Here is a 22,702-nt window from a genome sequence, read left to right on the forward strand (position 1 = left end):
TTTTGAAGTTACTTTATGTTTAACAATTTGATTTAGATAATAATATAACATCTGAATTAATCAAGTAATTAGTGAACTTTTTAATATAAATTATAAGAAATAACTCGAATATCAAAAGTCATTCATAGTTAAAATTGTGTATATTGATGTATAATTATTAATTTTGGCGTAGTCCGGCCAATGTCGTCAACTTAAGAAGTTACAAATAAATACTGAACAAAAATCAAACATTATTTTGTCTAAAATGCAAATTGACAAACAAATGTTTGCTCCAAAATTTTAATAGATACATTTTTACTATTAAATTTTGGAGGACTTCATATTATGATTAAAAAAATATCATCTTTATTAAAATCAGTTAATAACCTTATTACTAGCGAAGAGTTTATTGAAAAACATAGGATTAATCAAAAAAGCTTTAATCGTAATCGAAAATTAACTTTTAAGGATATTATTTTATTCCTTTTAAGTCAGCCACAAAAATCTTTATCTGTGGCTCTTTCCGATTACATAGATTCTTCAAACCTTGCAATTGACTCAATTTCAAAACAGGCTTTTTCAAAAGCTCGCTTTAAAATTAAACCTGATGCTTTTCGTGAAATTTTTCTAATGACTACTGATGTTAATAAAACAAGATCAAACCTTAATACTTGGAATGGTCACCCTGTATTAGCGATTGATGGTACTTCATTGCAGATTCCTAACACAAAAGAAAATCAAACTTATTATGGTTCTAAAAAAAATCAATATGACCCTGTCGCTCTGGCTTCTGCTTCGGCTTTGTATGATGTTTTGAATGATAACTTACTTAATACAAAACTCGTTCATTATCGTACTTCTGAATTAGTTCAAGCCCAAACATTAATCGATGAATTTAATTTAAATCAAGTTCACGGAGAGAAAGCACCAATTATTATTTTTGATAGAGGTTATCCATCTAGAAAACTCTATGCGCAACTTCAAGAAAAGCAATGTTTCTTTGTAATGAGACATAAAACAAAGTCCCATGGTGCGTTAAAAGCGGTATATCAATGTAATTATGGTGATACTTCAATACAGTATTCTCATAACGACTGTTCCTATCCGCTAAGAGTTATAAAGTTTGATTTGCCATCAGGCTTACAAGAGACACTTGTTACAAATCTTTTTGACCCCAATATAACTGTTGAAATGTTTAAAGAACTATATTTTATAAGGTGGGGGATTGAAACGAAATATCGTGAAGTCAAATCGATATTAAAGCTAGAAAATTTTATGGGCATAAAACCGGAAGCAATTGAACAGGAATTTTATGCTGCGATGTTTGCTTCAAACCTATTATCAATGTTTGCTTCTGTTTGCAATGAAGAAATATCTAATATTCAACAGGAAACAAAGAAAACAACATGTTATAAAACAAATAGAAATATTCTAGTAAACTATCTTTTTAATAAGCTATATACTTTGATTTGTAACTATCGTATTGCTAAAAAGGTTATTAATAATTTGATAAAAATAGGTATAAAAAATCGCTCACAAGTACGTACAAACCGTTCTTATGAGCGAAAGAAAATGCGAAGCAGGATGAAGTTCTCCCAGAACACAAAATCCACTTTATAATATACATTATAAAACGAAAAACTGCTCGCTCATATAGTTTACACTATTTTTATAAATAATCAAATATGATGTTTTATTTTTGTACAATTTTTTGTAAACTTTTTTACTACAAGTGTTAAGTTGACGACATTGGTAGTCCGGCTGAAAGTAACGCTTATATTTTGTCAAGACTCAAAGTGAAAATATGAACGTAAGTGAGTATTTTCACTTGTTTTGAGGCTTGTAAAAAATATGTTGCTTGAAGGAAAGGTAGCCAAAATTCATAATTATACAGCGATATACACTCAGTAAACTAAACATGACTTTTGTCCTTCGAATATGAGAAACTAATCTATTTTTATCTTATCCATTAAACTAACACGATTAAAAGGTAGCATAAAATAATATCCGTCTGCAAAAGGGTTTAACTTTTCAATGATTTCATTAGAAATGGTTGCACCAACCATTTCTGCCTCTTCTTTTGACATATCCATATGATATCGGTTTACGATATCGTCTGGTACATGAATTCCAGCTATTTCATTTTTAATAAAGTTCGCATTACGATAACTTACTAAAGGCATAATTCCACATAGTATTTTTGTATCCACGCGACTCTTAATCTCACGGATTCTATCTATATCTTCATCCGAATAGATTGGTTGTGTTAAGAAATAACTTGCACCTGCAGCAATCTTTTTGTTCATTCTCTCGATTACTTTATCAATCAATCCTCTTCCATAATTAAGAGCTGCACCATAATAGATTGGTTCTTCGCTAAAATGTTCCTTATTCATCTCTTTCACGTAATCCATAAGTTGGATTGAATTATAGTCAAATACACTGGTTGTCTCTTTTTTTCTTTCGCTAGGAACTGGATCTCCTGTTACAATCAGAATATTACGAATCCCATTAATATAGGCTCCAAGTAATCCTGAACGCATGGCGATCATATTCTTATCACGACAACACACATGTGGCATCACTGGTATGGATAACTCTTGCTTTAATTTAAGACTCATTAAGATAGAATCCACTCTACTTCTTCCCATTGGCGAATCAGCCATGGTAATCATATCAACCCCATGTTCTTTCAGCTGGTGCGCACATTCCATTACTTTATCATACTTTTCATCAAAAGGTGGATCTAGCTCCACTGCAATCACTTTTTTACCTGATTTAAGCTTCTCATAGAATTCATTTTTACGTTGCTCTGTCACTATGTTTTCTATATTATCTGCACTATATTCACTTAATACCCTATGATTTTGCATATCAATCATCGTATCTAGACCTTTGATATGTAGAGGAGTACTACCACAGCATCCACCTATAATATTAATATCCAGTGCTGCGATTTTCTGCATTTTATCCTTAAAATAATTAGCATTATCAAGATATACCAATCTGTTCTGATATTGTTCTGGATAACTTGAGTTAGGAGCAGATACTAGATATTTATTACTTGGGAAAGTAAGTCCTTCTAATATCTGATACATATGTCCAGAACCAATTCCACAGTTAAATCCAACTGCATCAATTTCTTTTATATCTCGAATCTCTTCAAGAAGTCTTTTAGCACTTAATCCTGATTTGGTATAGCCATTTTTATTTAGACAAAAGTTCGTTATAATAAATATATCCGACTCTTTATCTTGTTTGATATATTTTACTAATGGAGCAATATATTTAATATCTGAAAATGTTTCAAATAAAAAGATTGTAGCGCCAACTTCCAAAAAGCTATCAATCAGTACTTTATATTCAGATAATATATCTTCATATTCTGATTCCGCATTCTCTGGAATTGGACCGATATCAGCAGCGATATAGACTTCTTCTGAACTAGATTCTGCTGCTTCTTTGGCTATCTGATATCCTGCTTTGATTAATTTCCTTTGCTCCGCTTCTGTAATCTCTAAGATTTCTTTACTCGCTACAAATGTATTTGTTCGCAATAATTTTGCACCAGAAGCAATATATTCTTTATGGATATTCAATATTATCTCAGGATTCTGTAGATTGGCTCTTTCAGCGATTGCACTTTCATCATTCACTAACTTTGAATAATAAGTACCCATTGCCCCATCCATGATTAATTTATGTGTTTTCAAATAATCTCTTATTAACATCTGGTTCTCCTTTAACTAAATAGGTTTACAGGCTAGTTTTCTTTCTCTTTTCGTAATCTTTGTATTATATTTTTCACACGTGTTATCCAGTTATCTAAGACTGTACTGTCTTCATTATTTCTTAGATCTTTCATCGATATAACAATCACAGTGACTATAACAATAAGAATGAATAGTACCACAATATATGGAATTATAGGTTTTGTTGTTACGAATTCCATTTTAATATTGCTCTTTGTAAGATTTCCTTCTGTAAGCTTAATACGATACCCCTCTGCCTCATGGTATTCTACACTAACCGATTTCTTATTGTCCGAATTACTACCTTCACTATCCTGCAATAGATTCTTTCCGTTATAGACTAGCTTCTTAAGACCTAAGGATGTTGCAATATTAAATTCATACTCTATCTTTGCATTGCTATCAATTGGAATATAATCTTTCAATTGATATACACTACGATATTCATCTTCTTTTCTAAGTAACGTATTTTTCTTTCTAACAAAATGAGATAACTCTGACTTAGTATCTTTTTTACCATTCCACACATACAGATTCGTTAACGTAACTGTATATGCATCTTTTGTACTTTCAACCTCTATATCATCTGCTTTCTTCTGATAATAAGCCTTTAATCGGTCAATGCTAAGATTACCATCCATCTGATATAGTGTAAAGGTTGTCTTAAGTGCTAGATGATACCCTTTCTTCATCTCATAAAGTACATGGATATCACTAACACTTACCTGATGATTCGCTGTAAAATTCGTCTTATAAGTATCAGTTACTCTATATTTACTTGCATATTGATATCCCTTTTGGGTCTCGTCTGCTTCATTTGGTTCGTAATAGATTCTATCTTCATAATCAATGTTCTCTGGTAATGCCAAATAATTATTGATATATTCTGTATCTATGGCAAAATTATTGAAAAACTTCGATAAGTTATAATTCTCCATAAAGGCAAAGTGTAAAACAAATGGTGTTGAGTCTTCCATCTGATATTTTAGATTATCTGCCTGATAGGAATCATCTGCTTTGGATAAGAAATCTCTGATTTTCTCTTCACTATCAAGATTTAATGTAATGGTTGCCTTTTTCTTATCTATATTAAATTCACTGGAATATTGGCTTAATAGGCTTTTCGCCATATTCATATTAAGCTTTGAAAAATTCTTTTTATTAAATTCAAGTACAAATTGTTTTGATAACTTACCATTTCGATCATATTTAGAATATGCGGATATTTTCTTTAATAATTGTGCATTAGGAATCTGAAAGCTTGGACTATCATTTTCTCCACTCTCCTGATAGACTAGCTTATTATTATAATATATATTATTATTTCCTATCTCATATAGATCTAGGCTATCAAATGCTCCAGAATACCCAGCCTTTTCTAATGCTTTAAAAGCCCATTTTACGAGATCATAAGTACATTGTGTCTCAGAAAAGTTGATGTCACTCTTAAATATAGAAGAGTCAGAATACCAAGTTGCATCATGGCTCTCGGCTGTAATCTCTTGAATCTTCTGATTATAATCAGCAATATCTGAGAAAGCGAAAGAGAATTCATAGGTAGCATCCTTATTATTGTCATCCATCGTTCTTGATAGATTAACAGCTTCTGGTGCAACACCTTCTAATAATTTATCTAATTGTTCAAAAGATAGATTCATCTTCTTCACATCTTTTTTCGATAGCACTGCAGATACTGTCCGAATTCCAGACCCATCTTGATTAAATTTAGTTGTTGATGTAATAGTTGTACCTTTGCATGCTGTAAATAACAGCATACAAAAGAAGACAGTTAATAATAATAATTTCTTCTTCATATATAAAAAACCTTTCTAGATTAAAGTGTTCAAAGTCTTATTTTTGTTTACTGAATATATCTTGCTATGTAATTATTAATTTTGGCTACCTTTCCTTTAAGCAACATATTTTTGCCCTAGGACTTCTTCTCATTACTATATCATAGTTTCAAAGTAATATCTATCATTTCTTATGCTAAGTAAAGGGAATTAAGCCGTAATTATCTCTTCTACTATTACACTATTTTGAATATAAATAATCATAATACCAATGAAAGGAATGCCATATTAGAATTCTTTCAGCTTCATTTATTGTGGCGATAACACATTTATATACAGTTCTTTATACCTATTGTATAATTCCTCTGTATATAAAATGCGTTATACAATGGGTATAATTATGCAATCTTGTGATCTTGTTGCTTCTATAACAGCTGTTGCTTGTGCTATTTCAAAATGTTCTACAAATGAAGAACTTCTAGTACTCGTATCCGCTTTTGGCCAGCTGAGCGATACGCTGAATACTATACGTTTACAAAATGAATTTCTATTAAATCTTGAAAAAAAACAAAAGGAAGCAGAAGACGTAAATAATTGCACAAAGGAAAAGACAACTCCGAATAATAGCTCGGAAGAAATGAATGTTGAAAACAATAATGAAGAGGTATTTAAAGAATCTGAAACAGAAAATATGCAAAACCTTACAAATGAAACAAACACAGAAGAATAGAGCCACTATAATAGTGGCTCAACTTCTTATATTTATAAACTTTTAAGGTATTTCTTATATACCCACCCTGTTCTTCCATCGATACGAACTTTTATAAATAATTTTCTAATTCGCAACACATTTACCTTATCGCCCTTTCTAAGGTTTCCTATCGATATCGCATCCAGGCTCTCTGATTTATGAAGTGTCACATTATCTTTCGTTACTATCGCTTCCAAAAGATTTTCTCCTAGGATACCAGAAGCTATGGCAATTGCCATTCTATCATAATCATATAACATAGCATCATCTACATCATCAACGAAACAACATTCAACTAAAATAGCGGATGAAAGAGAATGCTTTAATACATATAAGTTATTATTAATCTTTATGCCTCGATTGTTATACCCTAATTTCTGTACCTTCTTACAGATCTCTTCTGCATATTGCCTTCCTTTGGAATCTTCTGAATAAATAAATACTTCTACTCCTCCATTTTTGTTGTCTCCGTCATAGTCATTTCGACCACTGTTAAAATGTATTGAAACATCCAAATCAACTTTATGTGCATTGGACTTCTTAATAATCTTAGCTAATACATCTGACTGGCTCATTCCATTATTCACAGTACAGTCATATACAGTGTGTCCATGATATTTTAAGATTTTAATCAGAGAGTCTTTCACTTTTCTTGCTTCGGTTGATTCTTCTAATATTCCAACCGCTCCACAAGCTACTTTTCCATCTGGATTATGACCTGCATGTATATTTATTCTCATAGATAAACTCCCTTTCTATCTCTCTTATACTATTTTATTCTTTTTGGTCGAAAATGTTCATATTTTAGGTGATGTACAAATTTCTTTTATAGTTGAATATAGGAGACATCTGCATAAAAAGGCAATACAGTTGGCTATCTGCCTTAGCTGTATTGCCTTTAAATAATTATGATAATTTAGATAACTCAACCTTTAATTTATCATGTATTCAATAAACTTATTAACTTCGAAATTTGAGTAAAGGTTAGTATGTTAAAAGTCTTTCTCAACATAAATTGTGTATATTGATGTGTAATTATTAATTTTGGCGTAGTCCGGCCAATGTCGTCAACTTAACACTTGTAGTAAAAAAGGTTACAAAAAATTGTACAAAAATAAAACATCATATTTGATTATTTATAAAAATAGTGTAAACTATATGAGCGAGCAGTTTTTCATTTTACAATGTATATTATAAAGTGGATTTTGTGTTCTGGGAGAACTTCATCCTGCTTCGCATTTTCTTTCGCTCATAAGAACGGTTTGTACGTACTTGTGAGCGATTTTTTATACCTATTTTTATCAAATTATTAATAACCTTTTTAGCAATACGATAGTTACAAATCAAAGTATATAGCTTATTAAAAAGATAGTTTACTAGAATATTTCTATTTGTTTTATAACATGTTGTTTTCTTTGTTTCCTGTTGAATATTAGATATTTCTTCATTGCAAACAGAAGCAAACATTGATAATAGGTTTGAAGCAAACATCGCAGCATAAAATTCCTGTTCAATTGCTTCCGGTTTTATGCCCATAAAATTTTCTAGCTTTAATATCGATTTGACTTCACGATATTTCGTTTCAATCCCCCACCTTATAAAATATAGTTCTTTAAACATTTCAACAGTTATATTGGGGTCAAAAAGATTTGTAACAAGTGTCTCTTGTAAGCCTGATGGCAAATCAAACTTTATAACTCTTAGCGGATAGGAACAGTCGTTATGAGAATACTGTATTGAAGTATCACCATAATTACATTGATATACCGCTTTTAACGCACCATGGGACTTTGTTTTATGTCTCATTACAAAGAAACATTGCTTTTCTTGAAGTTGCGCATAGAGTTTTCTAGATGGATAACCTCTATCAAAAATAATAATTGGTGCTTTCTCTCCGTGAACTTGATTTAAATTAAATTCATCGATTAATGTTTGGGCTTGAACTAATTCAGAAGTACGATAATGAACGAGTTTTGTATTAAGTAAGTTATCATTCAAAACATCATACAAAGCCGAAGCAGAAGCCAGAGCGACAGGGTCATATTGATTTTTTTTAGAACCATAATAAGTTTGATTTTCTTTTGTGTTAGGAATCTGCAATGAAGTACCATCAATCGCTAATACAGGGTGACCATTCCAAGTATTAAGGTTTGATCTTGTTTTATTAACATCAGTAGTCATTAGAAAAATTTCACGAAAAGCATCAGGTTTAATTTTAAAGCGAGCTTTTGAAAAAGCCTGTTTTGAAATTGAGTCAATTGCAAGGTTTGAAGAATCTATGTAATCGGAAAGAGCCACAGATAAAGATTTTTGTGGCTGACTTAAAAGGAATAAAATAATATCCTTAAAAGTTAATTTTCGATTACGATTAAAGCTTTTTTGATTAATCCTATGTTTTTCAATAAACTCTTCGCTAGTAATAAGGTTATTAACTGATTTTAATAAAGATGATATTTTTTTAATCATAATATGAAGTCCTCCAAAATTTAATAGTAAAAATGTATCTATTAAAATTTTGGAGCAAACATTTGTTTGTCAATTTGCATTATAAACAAAATTATGTTTATTTTTTATACAGTATTAAATTGTAAATTCTTAAGTTGACGACATTGGTAGTCCGGCCGAAAGTATCGTCTATATTTTGTCAAGACTCAAAGTGAAAATAGGAACGTGAGTGAGTATTTTCACTTGTCCTGAGGCTTGTAAAAAATATGATGCTTGAGGGAAAGGTAGCCAAAATTCATAATTATACAGCGATATACACTCAGTAAACTAAATAAGACTTTTGACATCCTAACCAGTGAATTTCTATTTACTTATTAAAGCTACCGTTTCTTCTGCTATTGCCATTTCCTCATCCGTTGGGATAATGCATACCTTCACTTTAGAATCGGGAGTCGTTAACTCGCTTTCTTTTCCTCTTACTTTATTTGCTTCTGGATTAATCACAACCCCAAGGTAACCTAGATACTTGCATACTAAGCCACGAATTGCAGAATCATTTTCTCCTACTCCAGCTGTAAATGCGATTGCATCAACACCATTCATTGCTGCAACATACGCTCCAATATATTTTGCTACACGATAGGAAAATGCTTCCTGCGTATTGATAGCATCTTCATCACCATTATTTGCTGCATCTTCTACATCCCTAAAATCGCTAGAGATTCCAGACATTGCGAGCACTCCAGACTTTTTATTTAAAATATCCATTACTTCTTTTACTGATAAACCTTCTTTATTCATTAAGAATTCAACAACTGCAGGGTCAATATCACCACTTCTTGTTCCCATCATAAGCCCCTCTAGAGGGGTAAATCCCATTGTGGTGTCTACACATTTACCATTCATGACAGCAGATATACTAGAACCATTTCCTAAATGACAGACAATTACTTTCGAGTTATTAATATCGAGTCCTGTAAATTTCACGAGGCGTTTTGACACATAACTGTGACTTGTACCATGAAAACCGTATCTACGGATGTTGTATTTCTCTCGGTACTCTTTTGGAATCGCATAGAGATATGCTTTTGGAGGCATAGTCTGATGGAATGCGGTATCAAAAACAGCAATCTGAGGTATATTAGGCATCGCTGCTTCACATTCAATAATACCCGTTAGATTGGCTGGGTTGTGAAGAGGCCCAAGATCAAAGCAATCACGAATTGCATTTTTGACATTTTCATCTACAATGACAGAGTTAGGATAATATTTTCCTGCATTTAATACACGGTGACCTACTGCTTTGATATCATTAATGCCGTTTATAACTCCAACCTCTTTGTCTATTAGAGTTTCCAAAACCATATTAACTGCTATCGAATGATTTGGCATTGCTTTCTCTATAACTCTCTTGTCCTTATCTTTTGCAGAGTACACATGTCTGGAGCCTTCGATTCCGATTCGTTCACAGATTCCCTTTGCTAAGACATCTTTTGTCTCCATGTTAATTAACTGATATTTCAATGATGAACTACCACAATTCATAACTAAGATATTCACTTTGTTTTCCTCACTTTATCCATAATAATATTTTGGCAAGTATTCATTTAGAAATACTATTCATTAATATTATTATTACTGATACGTAAGGTAATATACATAAATTGTCTGTGAATTGGTATTTTAATGAAAACAAAAGGATGGATTAATGGTGAATTGAGTAAATGTTCAAGTATATTCATATATTCTCTAATATTCCACTTTTTTATTATTGATACGAACTCCTACTAATCGTATAATAAAAGTGTATTAATCAATATGATACACTCCCCCTCACCAGAAAACACCCGACTCCCTGGGTGTTTTCTGCTATCCTTAAGAGTTTTTATACCAATTTCACAATACAGGTTTCTCCACTCTTTACTATTCTGATTACATTTATGGTCTTAACAATCTAGCTTTTCAACCATCACTCCTATGTATGATTTGTTCAACTTAAATTCTATGAATATTTTTAAATCATCTACGCAGACTAGAATTCATGAATAGACTATTAGACTACTATTCGCGAAAGGAGATAAAACTATGGAGAAATATAATGATAACAAAAGTACCCCTACCAAACGTACTAGTACCAAAGATGGTATTAATCTAGATTACGACTATAATTCAGAATACGGTGATGGTGATATTCCTGATATTGATAAACCTCATAATGTTTTGAAAGATAAGACCAGTAATAAGAAGACGGAATAGTGATGGATTCGTCACTAATGAAAGGATGTAATTGAATATGTCCTATGTATCACCAGACCTAAGAGATAAGTTTGAATCCTTATCCATTGATCTTAAAAATTCCATTCTGGAACGTGATGTCAGTCTGACTTCTCTCGAAGACCTAATTCATGTTCTCGAGGATGTCATTGAGGAGAAAGATAGTGGTACTGATATTAGTGAAATGAACTTTCACTAATAAACAAACGAGTATTGATACCCTAAGCATTAACTTATCCTTCCCATTTAAAAGTTCATTGAAATACTTGATAACTCACTTGTTTGATGATCTAAATTAACGAATAAATATATCAAAATAATTAAAAAGGAAGAAATCTAGGTAACGTGTATAATTCATTCGTTACCTGGATTTCTTCCTTTTCTTTTTATATTAATTCACTTTTTTTAAAATATTATTTACATTGATTAATTGCAGAATCTGTTTTCCACTATATGCTAATACTAGCGCAGACTTCAAGTCCTTTGTTGACATAAATGTATTGTTCTTTAGCGTAATCTTATTGAAAGTTGCTCCATTGAATCCAACTATCTTTAAACCAGCACTATATCCAGTAATCTTATTATTTGATATCATCGTGGAATACGTTCCCCAGTTACTCATCTTGGAACTTAATCCTAGATAAAGTCCAACCGAGGTATAATCATCTTTTTTATGTGTTACTTTAATCGTATTATGGTCAGCAGTGAAACCTTTAATATCGTAGGCATTCACCCCTTCTCCTTTTGTCGTAACAATTGTATTATATAGCACTTTAATATTAACAAATGGTGAATTACCGATACGATTGGTTCCGATTCCTCTTACATATTTGATATTACATCCTTGAATCGTAATGTTCTGACACGCCGTATCATCCCAAGGAGAACCAACTGGTGAATTTGCCTGAGCATAGGTATTATCAATCTGAATTGCCTCATTATTTGGTTCTCCAACATAGATGCTGTCTGACATATTTAGATTACAATTGATAATCTTACCATTATTAATTCCTGCAAATTCAATAAAATGACCATTATAGTTATGTTTAAAGCTCGCATTCTTTACTGTTATATTTTTTCCATGCATGAACATTATACTGGAATATCCTACATAATACCCTGTATCTTTGAAGGTTTTCGTTGTATCTGGTTTGTAAGTTCCTATCCAAGTACCACCATCAATCGTAATATTTTCACAGCTCGTATACCCACTTGTACCTTCACCATATTTACTACCTGCGTACCTTGCATTAATGAGCAGCCCTTTACCATCCGCTGTCTGAATGATTGTCGCACCTGTTGCGGTAATTGTTGTATTGTTAAATACTTTTAGTGAATAGATTAGGTTATAGGTTCCAGGCATTAGTGTAATATTCACTCCACTATCACCATTACTACTTAGACATCTTTCAATAATCTTATAATCGTCTTCCCCACCCGGGCTGATGACATATTGTCTAACACCATTCACAGTTTCATCACTTTCTACAGTGGCAGCACTAACATTCTTTGAAGTAGTGGCGATCAAAAGAAAAGTTAGTAGAAATGTGGTTAGGATAAATGCTTTTGTTAAGGATGATTTCTTTTGGAATCTTACCTTTTCATATAAATCATGCTGAAAAAGCTTTTCTTGATATGTACTTTTTAATTCTTTCTTCTTAATTAATCTCTTCATTCGTATCCCTCTTATCTTTCATTCATCTTCTACTCTTATGTTTATGTAGTATTGATGATAATTGTGTAGAAATGCTTATGATAATTCTGCTTATGTATCATTATTTATGCTTGAATTTTCTTTATTATTAATTATTAGCGGAATTATTACTTAAGAATTGAATCAACCACTTCTACCGAATATCTTGTGATATTGTGATTCGCTACTATATATCTTATCATAGCATCGGATGAAAGTGAATACAAACGGTATTATTTAGTATGTTATATAGATTTTTGATATTCTATTAATACTTTAGGCTATAAATAATATGAATAGATTATTAATGGATTAGTTTTCAATAGAGTATGCTATCTACAATTTTTTGTGCCATTTTTTTGCTATCATAGAGATCCACATCATCTCTATCATCCACAAAGCAACACTCTATTAGTATTGCTGGATTACTTGTATGCTTTAATACATACAATTCAGGTCTTATCTTTATTCCTCTATTTTTATAACCTAACTTTGATATGTTTTCACATACCTTTTTGGCGTATGGCTTTGACTTACTAGTCCTTGAATGAATGCATACCTCGACGCCAGTAGTATTACCATCTCCCTCATAATCATTTCTTCCTGAATTGAAATGTATGGATAGATCAAGATCAACCTTATGCATATTGCATTTTGTGACAATCTTCTTTAGCACATCTTGTTGGTTGATACCATTATTGCATGTACAATTATATACGGTATGTCCTTTTTGCTCTAATAATGTGATTACTTTATCTACTACTTTTCTTGCTTCGGTGGATTCTTTCATCAATCCAACTGCTCCACAGGCAACCTTTCCGTCTGGATTATGGCCTGCATGTATATTAAATTTCACTCTTATCTCCTTTCTATGCTACTTTTGCGCATATCTAGTATATTGATTCATATATCGCATATGGATTCATGCATCTCATATAAAATCTTAACAAGTGGAGGAAGTAACTGATTCCTCCACACTTATCTGCTCTTATTGTTATCCGATTGTGTAGGCATTTCACTTGTCATTTCATTTAAGAATTGTTCTAACTTGCTTTTCAATTTCTTTGGCATTGGTAAGCCGCATAACATCGCATTCTTCATACACGATATTGCTTCATAGAGTACAAATAGAATACAGAAAAATTCACAGATGCCTATTTGTGTAATGTTGGTTGCATTCAGTACCGATGTTGGAACCATGAAAGACATATTGAAGCTGAATATGATATCGACGATTGCTAGGATAATGATACATGATAACATTGCTACTTTTCGAATTGCTCCATTAATTCCGATGGCACTGTTGAATTTTCTTTCCTTGATTGCTCTAAGGACACCGAGGATGGTGTCTAGGAAGATGAAGATGATTACAATGCTGATGAATTTGTTTGTGCTTAATAGGGTGATTAGATGTGTCATGGGGTTTGACCTCCTTTCTGGGATGGATTTTAATGATGGGTGTTTTTATTATTTGGTTCTTTGTTGATTTGAAAGTATTTATATTATTAAGTATTACGTTTTTATTTAAGATAGGATTGATTCATCTTTTAATCAATGTCCGTCTTGATTGGATATTTAACTTTAACTAGTTGCTTAAGCTCTAGGAATGTATGACATATCCTAGAGCTTAAAGTTTAATTAGATATGCTACGCATATTTAATGTATGGATATTGTTGTAAGGATGTATTCGCAAATTCTTAAGATTGCGAACTAAAACAATATGTATTTTATTCTGCTACAAATCCGATTTTAACAAGCTCGGATTTTACTTCATTATGCCATTTTGCTGGAACCTCTTCTAAAGTCATTGTTTTTTTACTGTGATCCATCTTACATAAAAATCTACCATTATGCTTCACTTCCAATCGCTGATGCCAAATCTGCTACTGCACTTGATAAAGCTTTAATGTCTTGTTCTGTATCTGATAATCTAGTAATTTCTACGGAATAGATTCCATTGCTATATTGGCAATTGAAATCAAGACAATAATTTTCGTACTCATTCTTTAGTGTGAAATTTGTGTCATTCTCACTCTCATAATAGCCTATTGTTGTAGTTTGATTTGCAAGTGCTGACTTAATAGTAGCAAAGTCATGCGCACTCTCTTGAATATCAATTCTTAATACTTGCTTACCCTTTCCTCCATCATATCTGTAAGGGTAAACGTTAGTTACTGTTAATTTTGTTTCTCCAATTCTTAATTGCTTTGTCATTTTAAAATTCCTCCTATTGTTATCCTATATTAGATTTACATTCTCTTGTTTAGTGGTATCCGAAAACCACATACTGTGTATAGTTAGTACATAATCCATGTGATCAGATGAGTATAGGTTAGATAATTCAGTAGAAAAACCCGTGTATATGTAATATGGAGTAGTTAGTGTCAAAGTTCCTTCATTTATAAATCTTTCGAGTGATATAAGTAGAACCCCAGTATAGGCTATATTATACACGTCCCCAAAATAATCACTACCGTGATACTCTCCTCCATTATTTATACAAGATTCTAGTACTATGCTATTAGAAGATAACCAACTGTCACATGATTGTGCTCCAACACCTAAATTAACATAAAACTTAGCCCCTCTTGTAGCTGTACAATTTATTGTATAGTGCATTTTTAAGTACACCCCAGATAAATACATAGCTGATTCAGACCTAGCAAATATGTTGTTGCGATATTCAAGTGTATCACTATAAATACCAAATCTAATAAAGTTTCCTTTACCATTCATATTATACTGTAGAATATCTGAACGGAGAGGGTTACTATAAGCAGGTGGGTAGATACCTATAGGAATCCAATTTTTAAGTCTTGAGTATTCTTTTCCAAATATTAGATTACCAATAGGTATTATACTTGGAGCTGTCATCTTATCAACCCAAGTCCCATTCTCATACACTTTCATATATTTGGCATCTCTCCAAGCTCCATTTTCGTATATCTTGTGAGTGTTGGTATCTCTCCAAGCTCCATTTTCGTATATCTTAATACTCATAAGCTATCTCCTAGTATACCCAAAGGGACGAGGTATCCCCTGGAGCAGATGGCTGAATAGCTACTGGCTTAGAATTCCCATTGTGATACACAAGATTCCAAGGATTCCAAGTTGTACCTAAAGATGACCTAAAGAACGTTTTATTCTCTGTGTTCAAAGATACAGCTATCTGACACCCATACCCAGCACCATAGTTACTATGTGGAACATAGATAACATGCCACCATCCAGTATCAGGCATTGTAACAAGTCCAGATACATCTGTCATATATGGATAAGGATAAGTTGTTAAAGATACATCTATACCGCCATAATCTCTTGACCTAACAAAGTGAGATTCATGATGACCATCTACTGTATCTGCATTACCGCCATTGGCAGGCAGAGAAGTAGGAAAATCGGTAATTTGTGTTTTAGTATGATTATGATTAGTTAGTGCAAAATCACTAGCATGTTTCCCATCCAGCGTATCCGCTTTCCCCTTACTATCCACCAATTCCTGAATAATGTTCGCTTTCTCACTCAACTGCGAACTAACCCCATTAGCAACCTCAGCAATCTTCTTCATCTCTTGATCAATAATACTAAAATTTCCATTCATATCATCCACGTTTACAAAATCACTGGCTGCTGGATTTTTTAAATTATAATTCTTTGTATAATTCGCCAATTATATCACATCCTCTCTTAATTGCTCCCATGTATACGTATTCGCTTTTTCCCAAGAGAGTTTCTCACCAACCATATTCCAAGTATTATACAATAACACAAGGTCAATCATCATATTCAAAGGAACAACGGTTTCCAGATAATCTGCGACTACTTGGAACATGTCTTTCACGGTTAAAGCAACCTTTACTGTTAACTTATGTTTCTCATAATCAATGCTTAAGGAATACCCATCTTTGCCGCATAAGGTAGACAGATCATCTGCCAAGCGAATTCTGGTATATGGTAACTTTTTATTGTATTTTGCTAACACACGAAACCTTCTATCTTCTAGAGTTTCTGTATCTTTACTACTTAATTTTAACATTTTCTCATATCTTGATATTGCATCTTCTGTTACACTGGTTATATATTGATTTGCTTCTAGATCTGCGACTGTGGTAAATAACTTCTCCTTCTCCACATCCTCATCGGACATTAATACTTGGAATTCCTTAATCTCTTTTAGTATGGGTGGTAAATAATTAATTAGCATTTACGTTCCCCCTTACTGGAATGATATTGGCCTCTAGGATTAGATTTTCAGCTTTGCTGTTTAGTGTAGTTTCCGAAATATCCGTGATTCCAACTACTCCTAATAATCTTGCTTCTAATTGCGCAATTCTTACAATCAGATTCTGGTTATCAGACCACGTCTTACTTAACTCTAAGAAATAATTCTCGATTACTGAACCTACTTTATTCTTCACGGAATCCCAGTTATAACCTGTATCATATGTGAATTTCGCACTAACATCTACTACGATGCTACTGCAGCCTTCTACGTCTACAACATGTCCAATCGGTGCGATTCCATAACCTTGTCCCTGCGCAAGAACTCCTTGTTCATTTGCTTTCGGATCAAGTGTCTTTTGAACTCGATCAATTAACGTATTGCTTGGGACACCATAATCAGAGCTAATTATCTGGATCTTGATGTGACTACTTTCTTCACTCACTCGGTAATATTTCGCACCACCAACACCTTCCATTGCTTCTGTATTCCTTATGTAATCTGCGATATTTCCTCCAAATGCTTGACTATCAAAGGAAGCGAAGTAACGTTCACGAAAGTGTTCCGTTTCTTCCTCATCCACTGCTGGTATGAGCACCTCAGTTATATTTGCCTCATTCAATCCTTCGACAAATTCAATCGCAGTTAATGGAATGTATTTCTTATTACCAATGGTTCCAGCCGTTTCACATTGCAATTTGTAGACTTTAGGTTCTATCTTTTCTGTCACTATATAGTTTAAATCATTCCAGGAAAATCGGCTTCCAATCGGAACATCTACATCAAATTCACCTTTTAAGATTGCATTCGTAGCTTCTCTTGGGGCTATTCCTCTTTCTTTTGCTCTGCGAATTAACTCCTCTCTTGGAGCCGTATCTGCAAACGTTGAATCGTAGATATGATCAATTGCTATGTAAGCCTCTGCTAGTTCCCAAGCTGCTGGAGCTAATGCGTTGTATATTAGGCTACCCTCGGTTTTGTCTACGTCTGTATCAATTCTTGCTAGCATATTTTCTAATATTACTTCATACGTTAGATCCTCATACATTGATATCCACCTCCCCGTATATTGTATTTGCTGTAAAACTTATTGTTAACTTATCCTCGTTTAACGCCATGTTAAAGTTATCAATGCTCTCAATCTTTTCATTGACTAGAAGACACTGTTCTACCATATCCTTGCATTCCATCTCTAGGTATTCTTTTGAATAGGATTTACCAATTAACTCGTCTAGTTCATTGCCATAATCCCAACTATAGATGACAAATCGATATCTTGCTGTATGTAAAGCCAGATAGATCCAGATCTTTAGCGCTTCGATTCCTTCCACCTTATCCCCTGTTAGTCTACCCATCTTGAAATTGATACCATATTCATACTGGCTTAGATTATTCTCCTCCAAAATGACTGCTTCCTCGGTTTCAAAAGGAAAACTCATAGATTCACCAACCTTTCAATGATGGCATATTGCTCCTCATTCATTTTTAGTACCAGAACTAGGTCATTTGCTTTCACTGGTTCAATGAATTTCGAGGCATCACCATCTTTTGTGTAATAACCTGTTTTCAAAGGTTCTGCAATTAATAGATCCTCAGAATCCAGATTAAGTCCATTTACTTTACAAGAGGAATTGGTGTCCATAGTAGCTAGAAAAATGCTTGAAGGACTCTTACTTTGTTGCTGCATCAACCTGATTATCTTCTCATAACCATTCATTTAACTTTCCTCCTGTACATCCATCACATTTTTAAATGCTAATTCTAAGGACATCGTATAAGTTCCCCCACTCCAGGTATGTGTATCATTTTCTATCCAGAATTCCTTCTTTAACCCAGTAATCGAATCGCTTATGTCCACTGCGTATCCACTGATACAAGATGTGTGTCCAAGTGCTTCTACACTAGCTGTCTTTTCTTCCTTAACTAACATGTTTTTGGCTGCTGTTACTGAATTGACACCATCCTCTATCGTATAACTTTCTTGAAAGATTCCATATTTCTTAACCGATGTTTCTTCTGTTACCACACCCTTTTGTTCTTTCTTATCATTGTATATCTTAACTTTATTAATGATAGAATCGATGGATTCACTATAACTACTCGATGTAATATTTAAGGTATCACTTAGATTAAAATCTTTGATTTTCTGTCCTTTTCTAATCACATAGAGCTTGGTACCATACATGATCGGCATATACTTTATCCCTTTTGCTTTGTAGGCTCTGCTATACGCTTTCATGATAATATTGTAGATATTATCCCCTTCAATTAGCAGTTTGGCGATAGGAACCTTCGTCTTCTCAATATCTCCCGTATCTATCTGAAAATCTTTGCATAACTTTTCAACGATATTCTCAGGAGTTGTCTTTTTGAAGACATAAGTTGCATTACTCTTTAGTAAATGATTAAAATCATCATAACCACTATATGTAATGGTACCTTGTTCGCTTGTTCTTTCTCTACTATAGACCATGGAATTGATTAGCACTTTACCATCGTCACTTAGAATTAAGCGATCACCCATCTTGATATTTAAGTCTTGAATATTCTTATCTAGCGGACTATATAATACTGATACTTGTAATGAACGACTTGCCTGAGTAGCTGATCCACTCCATGTTACTGTAGAGATAAATTCGGTGATGTCATATTTTTTCTTGTCATTGTGTTTCTGCCATAGTATTCTCATAATTCCTCCCTTGATTATGGACTTTTGAATGCTTTGTTCAAAATCTATAATCCTAAATGCTAGAGTGTGATTGCTCCTCTCACAATTTGATTACCAGCTTCTGACCAACAGTCAAATTAATGAGATTCTTAATATTATTTTGATTAGCTATTGCTCTGTAATTAGATGCACTCCCAGTTAGCTTCTGAGCAATACTGAGTATTGTGTCACCCTTTTGAACTACATAGTTTATAGGCATCTTGAGTTTATATTTTCTTTTTAAAGCAGGATGTTGAATCTTCTTATTACTCTTCTCCACTTTAATTTTCTTATATGTTTTAACTGTTGGTTTCTTGTATTCTTTTAGTTCTAATGTATAGGTGACATCTCCTGTAGCATCTTGTCTAGAATAACTGAAACTTTCTATTGTCATACTCAACTTAATTATGCTTGTAATAAATACATCAATCGGATTATTCATCCATGATTTAATTAAATTTACACACTTGTCGGGTGTAGGATAATCTGAATATTGAACAAAGCTATAAAATTTCTTTGGGAAAAAAGAGGATAATGTTATTGTTCTCAAACCTTTATTACCAAGTAAATTCACTTCACCAAAATTACTTATATTAACCGTTGAATTTTGCATGGTATTACCAATCTCTAAGGAAGAAGGTAATATAGGTAGTCTTATGTATTCATAGTTTTGAAGTAACCATATTTCCATTAAGCAAATTCCACCTTTCCTACATTATTCATGATTTTCTCAAGCTTATTTGCAAGCTTACCAGCAATGGCATCGATGTCATTATCACTTCTTACTTCTAATTTATCTGCAAGTTTACTGATATTAATGCTTATGCTTGAACCTGAACTTCCTCTAGCTCCTTCTGCTTTTGCCATTTGGAGTGATTTGTCGTGTGGATATACTCTTGTTCCTCTTGGTAAGTCCATGATCTCGGCACCTTTTTCTTGAGTGATGGCTAGACCGCCTCTCCAGTTGCTGGTTCCATGTGCTAGTTTTGGAGTGGATATTGTATCTGGACCACCTGAAATACTAATCCCCTTCTTCTTATTAGAGCTCTTACCACCTGAAAAAAAAGAAAAGATCTTTCCCGCAAATTTAAATACACTTTTACATATGTCTCTTACAGCTTTCACTCTGTTATAAAGTAAAGCAAAAACACCAAGTACTACAACTATACCCGTGATAATCATTCCTAATGGATTAGCACGAAATGCTGCATTTAATACTTTTTGAGCTGCTGCTAACGCTAGTGTACCAACTGTTTGAGCTTTTTGCTGTATATATACTGCGGCTCCAACCACCTTACCTCTCAAGTTTGAAGCCGTATTCTTTAATGTTTCCTTTCTCAAAGCCTTTTTAGCAACGGTCAATAACCCTGTAGCTTTTGATTGCACCTTTTCTTGTACATATGCTGCCTTTGATACAATTTTATCTTTTGCTTTCGTTATATTGCTTCTTATATTCTCCTTATTTAAAGCTTTCTTTGCTTTTTTTAGCATATTTGTACTTAACTCATATGCTTTATTTTTAATAGTAACTGCATGCGTTAGAACTTTATCCGCCTTATTTGTTGCAATATTTCTAATTGTATCTACTCTAAGTGCTCTTTTTACTCTTGACAAATTTAAACAAGAGGATTTTTCTTTAACTGATGTAGCAATATTCTTAATTTTATTTAGCCTTTCAGACATAACAGTCTTTATGCTTTTATCAGTATCACCTCTTAAATTTTTATAACAATCAACAATATTATTGACTTTTCCACACTGATCACTAAAACTATCATATAAATTTCCTAGTGTACTAAGAAAACTCTTGTTTTTGCTCTTAGCTTTTTCTGTAGATACTCCCACATTATTTAACTTAGTGGAAAATTTAATTAATATTACAGACGTTTTATTTATTTGATTCGATACACCAACACTACTATTTGAAATATTACTCAGACCTTTTCTTGCCTTTTTCAAGGATGGCGCTGAATTATTCCCTATGTCTTTAAAATTTTTAATCAATTTTATATTTTTATTATTTATCTCATTACAATCTTGAAGTATATTACTTTTCCAATTGTTAATTTGAATTAAACTAGTATTAAAGCACTCATCCATCTTTCTAGTGGATTTACTTATTTGAATAGATAAATCTGAACAAGTGACTGATGTTTTTGAAATACTTTTGATAAAATAATTGATTAATAGATTACCTAAAGAGTTGGTGGTTTTTCCAATTTGTTGTGTTTGCTTATCAACTTTCTCCATGCTTTTTCTTGCTTTTTCTATTTCATCTATAGCCTTTTTCATCGGCCCACTTAATTTATCATCTAATTTTAACGTCTCTGTAGTTACATTAGCCATTCTCTTCACCACCTTCCCTATATTCTTTTAATTCCTGCTCAATAAATACTCTTAAGATTCTCTTTTCATTTCTTCCTAACCCCTGGTACTGGCTAGGTAAGATACTGTGTAAACGGAACAGTAGGTACATAAGCTGTACGTTACCATCCGTCTCCATTAGTTTTTTATTTCATCTTCCTGCTCTTTCTCATCTTCATCTGAGAATCCACTAACATTAGCAATGAGATCCGCAAGTTTTACCATATCTCCACCTTGGAATAAAATCTGTGTTAATTCTCTAGGAGTTCTCACGTCAAAATGATCTAATAATTTTTGATCCCTTAAGTTTGGATTAATCACACCTTCCATAACAATAGATTGATTCACTTCATATATTTTGGAATAATCTACAGAGCCATTTTTATTTAATAGATCTGATTGAATCTCTTGATATCTTCTAGCTGATATCGCCTGAACCTCAACCATAAAAGGCTCTCCTGTTAGCTTTGACAATCTTTTAATCTCAACTTTGGCTGTTTCTTTCTTAAGGACATCCTCTTTATCTAATGCTAATAAACCATCTACTAAATTCATATTTCTACCTCACTTTATTTTTATAAACATTGCTTATTGTTCGTATACTTAGTTTTATATACTTGTTTCATTATCTCTTTCCTCTGTGTTCCAAAGCATTACCTTTGGAACACATGAAATAATTATGAATCGCATATAAGTCTGTTACTACTGTACTTGAGTTAAC

Annotated in this window: 24 protein-coding genes; 4 read left to right on the forward strand and 20 right to left on the reverse strand. The window is 32.8% G+C overall.

Features of this window, described 5'->3' with window-relative positions; genetic code table 11:
- Positions 1-324 precede the first annotated feature (324 nt).
- Entirely contained in the window at positions 325-1,599 is a 1,275-nt protein-coding gene (locus tag bsdtb5_RS16800) for an IS4 family transposase (RefSeq protein WP_271712180.1), read from the forward strand.
- Between the two features lie 326 nt (positions 1,600-1,925).
- Here bsdtb5_RS16800 and bsdtb5_RS16805 read toward each other — a convergent pair whose 3' ends face one another.
- Both bsdtb5_RS16805 and bsdtb5_RS16810 read right to left on the reverse strand, forming a co-directional pair.
- Complete coding sequence (locus bsdtb5_RS16805) at positions 1,926-3,710, reverse strand: bifunctional homocysteine S-methyltransferase/methylenetetrahydrofolate reductase (RefSeq protein WP_271713129.1); 1,785 nt, start codon at positions 3,708-3,710, stop codon at positions 1,926-1,928.
- Between the two features lie 32 nt (positions 3,711-3,742).
- Complete coding sequence (locus bsdtb5_RS16810) at positions 3,743-5,545, reverse strand: hypothetical protein (protein WP_271713130.1); 1,803 nt, start codon at positions 5,543-5,545, stop codon at positions 3,743-3,745.
- 379 nt (positions 5,546-5,924) lie between these two features.
- Between bsdtb5_RS16810 and bsdtb5_RS16815 the strand changes: the two genes are divergently transcribed.
- Positions 5,925-6,254: a hypothetical protein gene (locus tag bsdtb5_RS16815; RefSeq protein WP_271713131.1), complete on the forward strand. Its 330-nt coding sequence runs from the start codon at positions 5,925-5,927 to the stop codon at positions 6,252-6,254.
- A 32-nt stretch (positions 6,255-6,286) separates the two neighbouring features.
- Here bsdtb5_RS16815 and bsdtb5_RS16820 read toward each other — a convergent pair whose 3' ends face one another.
- From bsdtb5_RS16820 to bsdtb5_RS16830, 3 genes are all read right to left on the reverse strand, one after another.
- Complete coding sequence (locus tag bsdtb5_RS16820; protein WP_271713132.1) at positions 6,287-7,015, reverse strand: N-acetylmuramoyl-L-alanine amidase; 729 nt, start codon at positions 7,013-7,015, stop codon at positions 6,287-6,289.
- A 451-nt stretch (positions 7,016-7,466) separates the two neighbouring features.
- Positions 7,467-8,741, reverse strand: a complete 1,275-nt coding sequence (locus bsdtb5_RS16825; protein ID WP_271712180.1) for an IS4 family transposase — start codon at positions 8,739-8,741, stop codon at positions 7,467-7,469.
- Between the two features lie 342 nt (positions 8,742-9,083).
- A complete protein-coding gene (locus bsdtb5_RS16830) occupies positions 9,084-10,280 on the reverse strand; it encodes an acetate/propionate family kinase (RefSeq protein ID WP_271713133.1) in 1,197 nt (398 codons plus the stop codon).
- A 525-nt stretch (positions 10,281-10,805) separates the two neighbouring features.
- Between bsdtb5_RS16830 and bsdtb5_RS16835 the strand changes: the two genes are divergently transcribed.
- Both bsdtb5_RS16835 and bsdtb5_RS16840 read left to right on the forward strand, forming a co-directional pair.
- Entirely contained in the window at positions 10,806-10,976 is a 171-nt protein-coding gene (locus tag bsdtb5_RS16835) for a hypothetical protein (RefSeq protein ID WP_271713134.1), read from the forward strand.
- Between the two features lie 37 nt (positions 10,977-11,013).
- The gene (locus tag bsdtb5_RS16840; protein ID WP_271713135.1) at positions 11,014-11,193 is read left to right on the forward strand and encodes a hypothetical protein; all 180 of its coding nucleotides are present in this window, start codon (positions 11,014-11,016) and stop codon (positions 11,191-11,193) included.
- A 192-nt stretch (positions 11,194-11,385) separates the two neighbouring features.
- On the opposite strand, the gene bsdtb5_RS16845 is transcribed toward bsdtb5_RS16840, so the two are convergent.
- From bsdtb5_RS16845 to bsdtb5_RS16915, 15 genes are all read right to left on the reverse strand, one after another.
- A complete protein-coding gene (locus tag bsdtb5_RS16845) occupies positions 11,386-12,669 on the reverse strand; it encodes a hypothetical protein (protein ID WP_271713136.1) in 1,284 nt (427 codons plus the stop codon).
- A 337-nt stretch (positions 12,670-13,006) separates the two neighbouring features.
- The gene (locus bsdtb5_RS16850) at positions 13,007-13,543 is read right to left on the reverse strand and encodes an N-acetylmuramoyl-L-alanine amidase (RefSeq protein ID WP_271713137.1); all 537 of its coding nucleotides are present in this window, start codon (positions 13,541-13,543) and stop codon (positions 13,007-13,009) included.
- A gap of 122 nt (positions 13,544-13,665) precedes the next feature.
- On the reverse strand, positions 13,666-14,106 hold the full coding sequence (locus bsdtb5_RS16855; RefSeq protein WP_271713138.1) for a phage holin family protein: 441 nt from the start codon (positions 14,104-14,106) through the stop codon (positions 13,666-13,668).
- Positions 14,107-14,536: 430 nt separating this feature from the next.
- Complete coding sequence (locus tag bsdtb5_RS16860) at positions 14,537-14,902, reverse strand: hypothetical protein (RefSeq protein WP_271713139.1); 366 nt, start codon at positions 14,900-14,902, stop codon at positions 14,537-14,539.
- A gap of 24 nt (positions 14,903-14,926) precedes the next feature.
- On the reverse strand, positions 14,927-15,688 hold the full coding sequence (locus bsdtb5_RS16865; protein ID WP_271713140.1) for a hypothetical protein: 762 nt from the start codon (positions 15,686-15,688) through the stop codon (positions 14,927-14,929).
- 10 nt (positions 15,689-15,698) lie between these two features.
- Positions 15,699-16,358 carry a pyocin knob domain-containing protein gene (locus bsdtb5_RS16870; RefSeq protein WP_271713141.1) on the reverse strand — a complete coding sequence of 220 codons (660 nt, stop codon included), beginning with the start codon at positions 16,356-16,358 and terminating at the stop codon, positions 15,699-15,701.
- On the reverse strand, positions 16,359-16,892 hold the full coding sequence (locus bsdtb5_RS16875; RefSeq protein WP_271713142.1) for a putative phage tail protein: 534 nt from the start codon (positions 16,890-16,892) through the stop codon (positions 16,359-16,361). It lies immediately after the preceding gene.
- Positions 16,882-17,958: a baseplate J/gp47 family protein gene (locus bsdtb5_RS16880; protein ID WP_271713143.1), complete on the reverse strand. Its 1,077-nt coding sequence runs from the start codon at positions 17,956-17,958 to the stop codon at positions 16,882-16,884. Before bsdtb5_RS16880 ends, bsdtb5_RS16875 begins: the two co-directional genes overlap by 11 nt.
- A complete protein-coding gene (locus bsdtb5_RS16885; protein WP_271713144.1) occupies positions 17,951-18,349 on the reverse strand; it encodes a DUF2634 domain-containing protein in 399 nt (132 codons plus the stop codon). Before bsdtb5_RS16885 ends, bsdtb5_RS16880 begins: the two co-directional genes overlap by 8 nt.
- A complete protein-coding gene (locus tag bsdtb5_RS16890; protein ID WP_271713145.1) occupies positions 18,346-18,627 on the reverse strand; it encodes a hypothetical protein in 282 nt (93 codons plus the stop codon). The genes bsdtb5_RS16885 and bsdtb5_RS16890 overlap by 4 nt, the downstream gene beginning before the upstream one ends.
- Positions 18,628-19,599, reverse strand: a complete 972-nt coding sequence (locus tag bsdtb5_RS16895) for an XkdQ/YqbQ family protein (RefSeq protein ID WP_271713146.1) — start codon at positions 19,597-19,599, stop codon at positions 18,628-18,630. It lies immediately after the preceding gene.
- A gap of 79 nt (positions 19,600-19,678) precedes the next feature.
- Complete coding sequence (locus bsdtb5_RS16900) at positions 19,679-20,308, reverse strand: LysM peptidoglycan-binding domain-containing protein (RefSeq protein ID WP_271713147.1); 630 nt, start codon at positions 20,306-20,308, stop codon at positions 19,679-19,681.
- Positions 20,308-21,963: a hypothetical protein gene (locus tag bsdtb5_RS16905; protein ID WP_271713148.1), complete on the reverse strand. Its 1,656-nt coding sequence runs from the start codon at positions 21,961-21,963 to the stop codon at positions 20,308-20,310. The genes bsdtb5_RS16900 and bsdtb5_RS16905 overlap by 1 nt, the downstream gene beginning before the upstream one ends.
- Positions 21,956-22,120 (reverse strand): hypothetical protein, encoded by a 165-nt coding sequence (locus bsdtb5_RS16910; RefSeq protein ID WP_271713149.1) that lies wholly within the window; start codon positions 22,118-22,120, stop codon positions 21,956-21,958. Before bsdtb5_RS16910 ends, bsdtb5_RS16905 begins: the two co-directional genes overlap by 8 nt.
- Entirely contained in the window at positions 22,120-22,536 is a 417-nt protein-coding gene (locus bsdtb5_RS16915; RefSeq protein WP_271713150.1) for a phage tail assembly chaperone, read from the reverse strand. Before bsdtb5_RS16915 ends, bsdtb5_RS16910 begins: the two co-directional genes overlap by 1 nt.
- Between the last annotated feature and the right edge of the window lie 166 nt (positions 22,537-22,702).

Source organism: Anaeromicropila herbilytica, from assembly GCF_016591975.1.
Taxonomy (GTDB): Bacteria; Bacillota; Clostridia; order Lachnospirales; family Lachnospiraceae; genus Anaeromicropila; species Anaeromicropila herbilytica.

Coding starts and splice junctions, on each gene's coding strand:
- bsdtb5_RS16800 (WP_271712180.1), top strand. CDS start 325: ATGATTAAAAAAATATCATCTTTATTAAAATCAGTTAATAACCTTATT.
- bsdtb5_RS16805 (WP_271713129.1), bottom strand. CDS start 3,710: ATGTTAATAAGAGATTATTTGAAAACACATAAATTAATCATGGATGGG.
- bsdtb5_RS16810 (WP_271713130.1), bottom strand. CDS start 5,545: ATGAAGAAGAAATTATTATTATTAACTGTCTTCTTTTGTATGCTGTTA.
- bsdtb5_RS16815 (WP_271713131.1), top strand. CDS start 5,925: ATGCAATCTTGTGATCTTGTTGCTTCTATAACAGCTGTTGCTTGTGCT.
- bsdtb5_RS16820 (WP_271713132.1), bottom strand. CDS start 7,015: ATGAGAATAAATATACATGCAGGTCATAATCCAGATGGAAAAGTAGCT.
- bsdtb5_RS16825 (WP_271712180.1), bottom strand. CDS start 8,741: ATGATTAAAAAAATATCATCTTTATTAAAATCAGTTAATAACCTTATT.
- bsdtb5_RS16835 (WP_271713134.1), top strand. CDS start 10,806: ATGGAGAAATATAATGATAACAAAAGTACCCCTACCAAACGTACTAGT.
- bsdtb5_RS16840 (WP_271713135.1), top strand. CDS start 11,014: ATGTCCTATGTATCACCAGACCTAAGAGATAAGTTTGAATCCTTATCC.
- bsdtb5_RS16845 (WP_271713136.1), bottom strand. CDS start 12,669: ATGAAGAGATTAATTAAGAAGAAAGAATTAAAAAGTACATATCAAGAA.
- bsdtb5_RS16855 (WP_271713138.1), bottom strand. CDS start 14,106: ATGACACATCTAATCACCCTATTAAGCACAAACAAATTCATCAGCATT.
- bsdtb5_RS16860 (WP_271713139.1), bottom strand. CDS start 14,902: ATGACAAAGCAATTAAGAATTGGAGAAACAAAATTAACAGTAACTAAC.
- bsdtb5_RS16865 (WP_271713140.1), bottom strand. CDS start 15,688: ATGAGTATTAAGATATACGAAAATGGAGCTTGGAGAGATACCAACACT.
- bsdtb5_RS16875 (WP_271713142.1), bottom strand. CDS start 16,892: ATGCTAATTAATTATTTACCACCCATACTAAAAGAGATTAAGGAATTC.
- bsdtb5_RS16880 (WP_271713143.1), bottom strand. CDS start 17,958: ATGTATGAGGATCTAACGTATGAAGTAATATTAGAAAATATGCTAGCA.
- bsdtb5_RS16885 (WP_271713144.1), bottom strand. CDS start 18,349: ATGAGTTTTCCTTTTGAAACCGAGGAAGCAGTCATTTTGGAGGAGAAT.
- bsdtb5_RS16890 (WP_271713145.1), bottom strand. CDS start 18,627: ATGAATGGTTATGAGAAGATAATCAGGTTGATGCAGCAACAAAGTAAG.
- bsdtb5_RS16895 (WP_271713146.1), bottom strand. CDS start 19,599: ATGAGAATACTATGGCAGAAACACAATGACAAGAAAAAATATGACATC.
- bsdtb5_RS16900 (WP_271713147.1), bottom strand. CDS start 20,308: ATGGAAATATGGTTACTTCAAAACTATGAATACATAAGACTACCTATA.
- bsdtb5_RS16905 (WP_271713148.1), bottom strand. CDS start 21,963: ATGGCTAATGTAACTACAGAGACGTTAAAATTAGATGATAAATTAAGT.
- bsdtb5_RS16910 (WP_271713149.1), bottom strand. CDS start 22,120: ATGGAGACGGATGGTAACGTACAGCTTATGTACCTACTGTTCCGTTTA.
- bsdtb5_RS16915 (WP_271713150.1), bottom strand. CDS start 22,536: ATGAATTTAGTAGATGGTTTATTAGCATTAGATAAAGAGGATGTCCTT.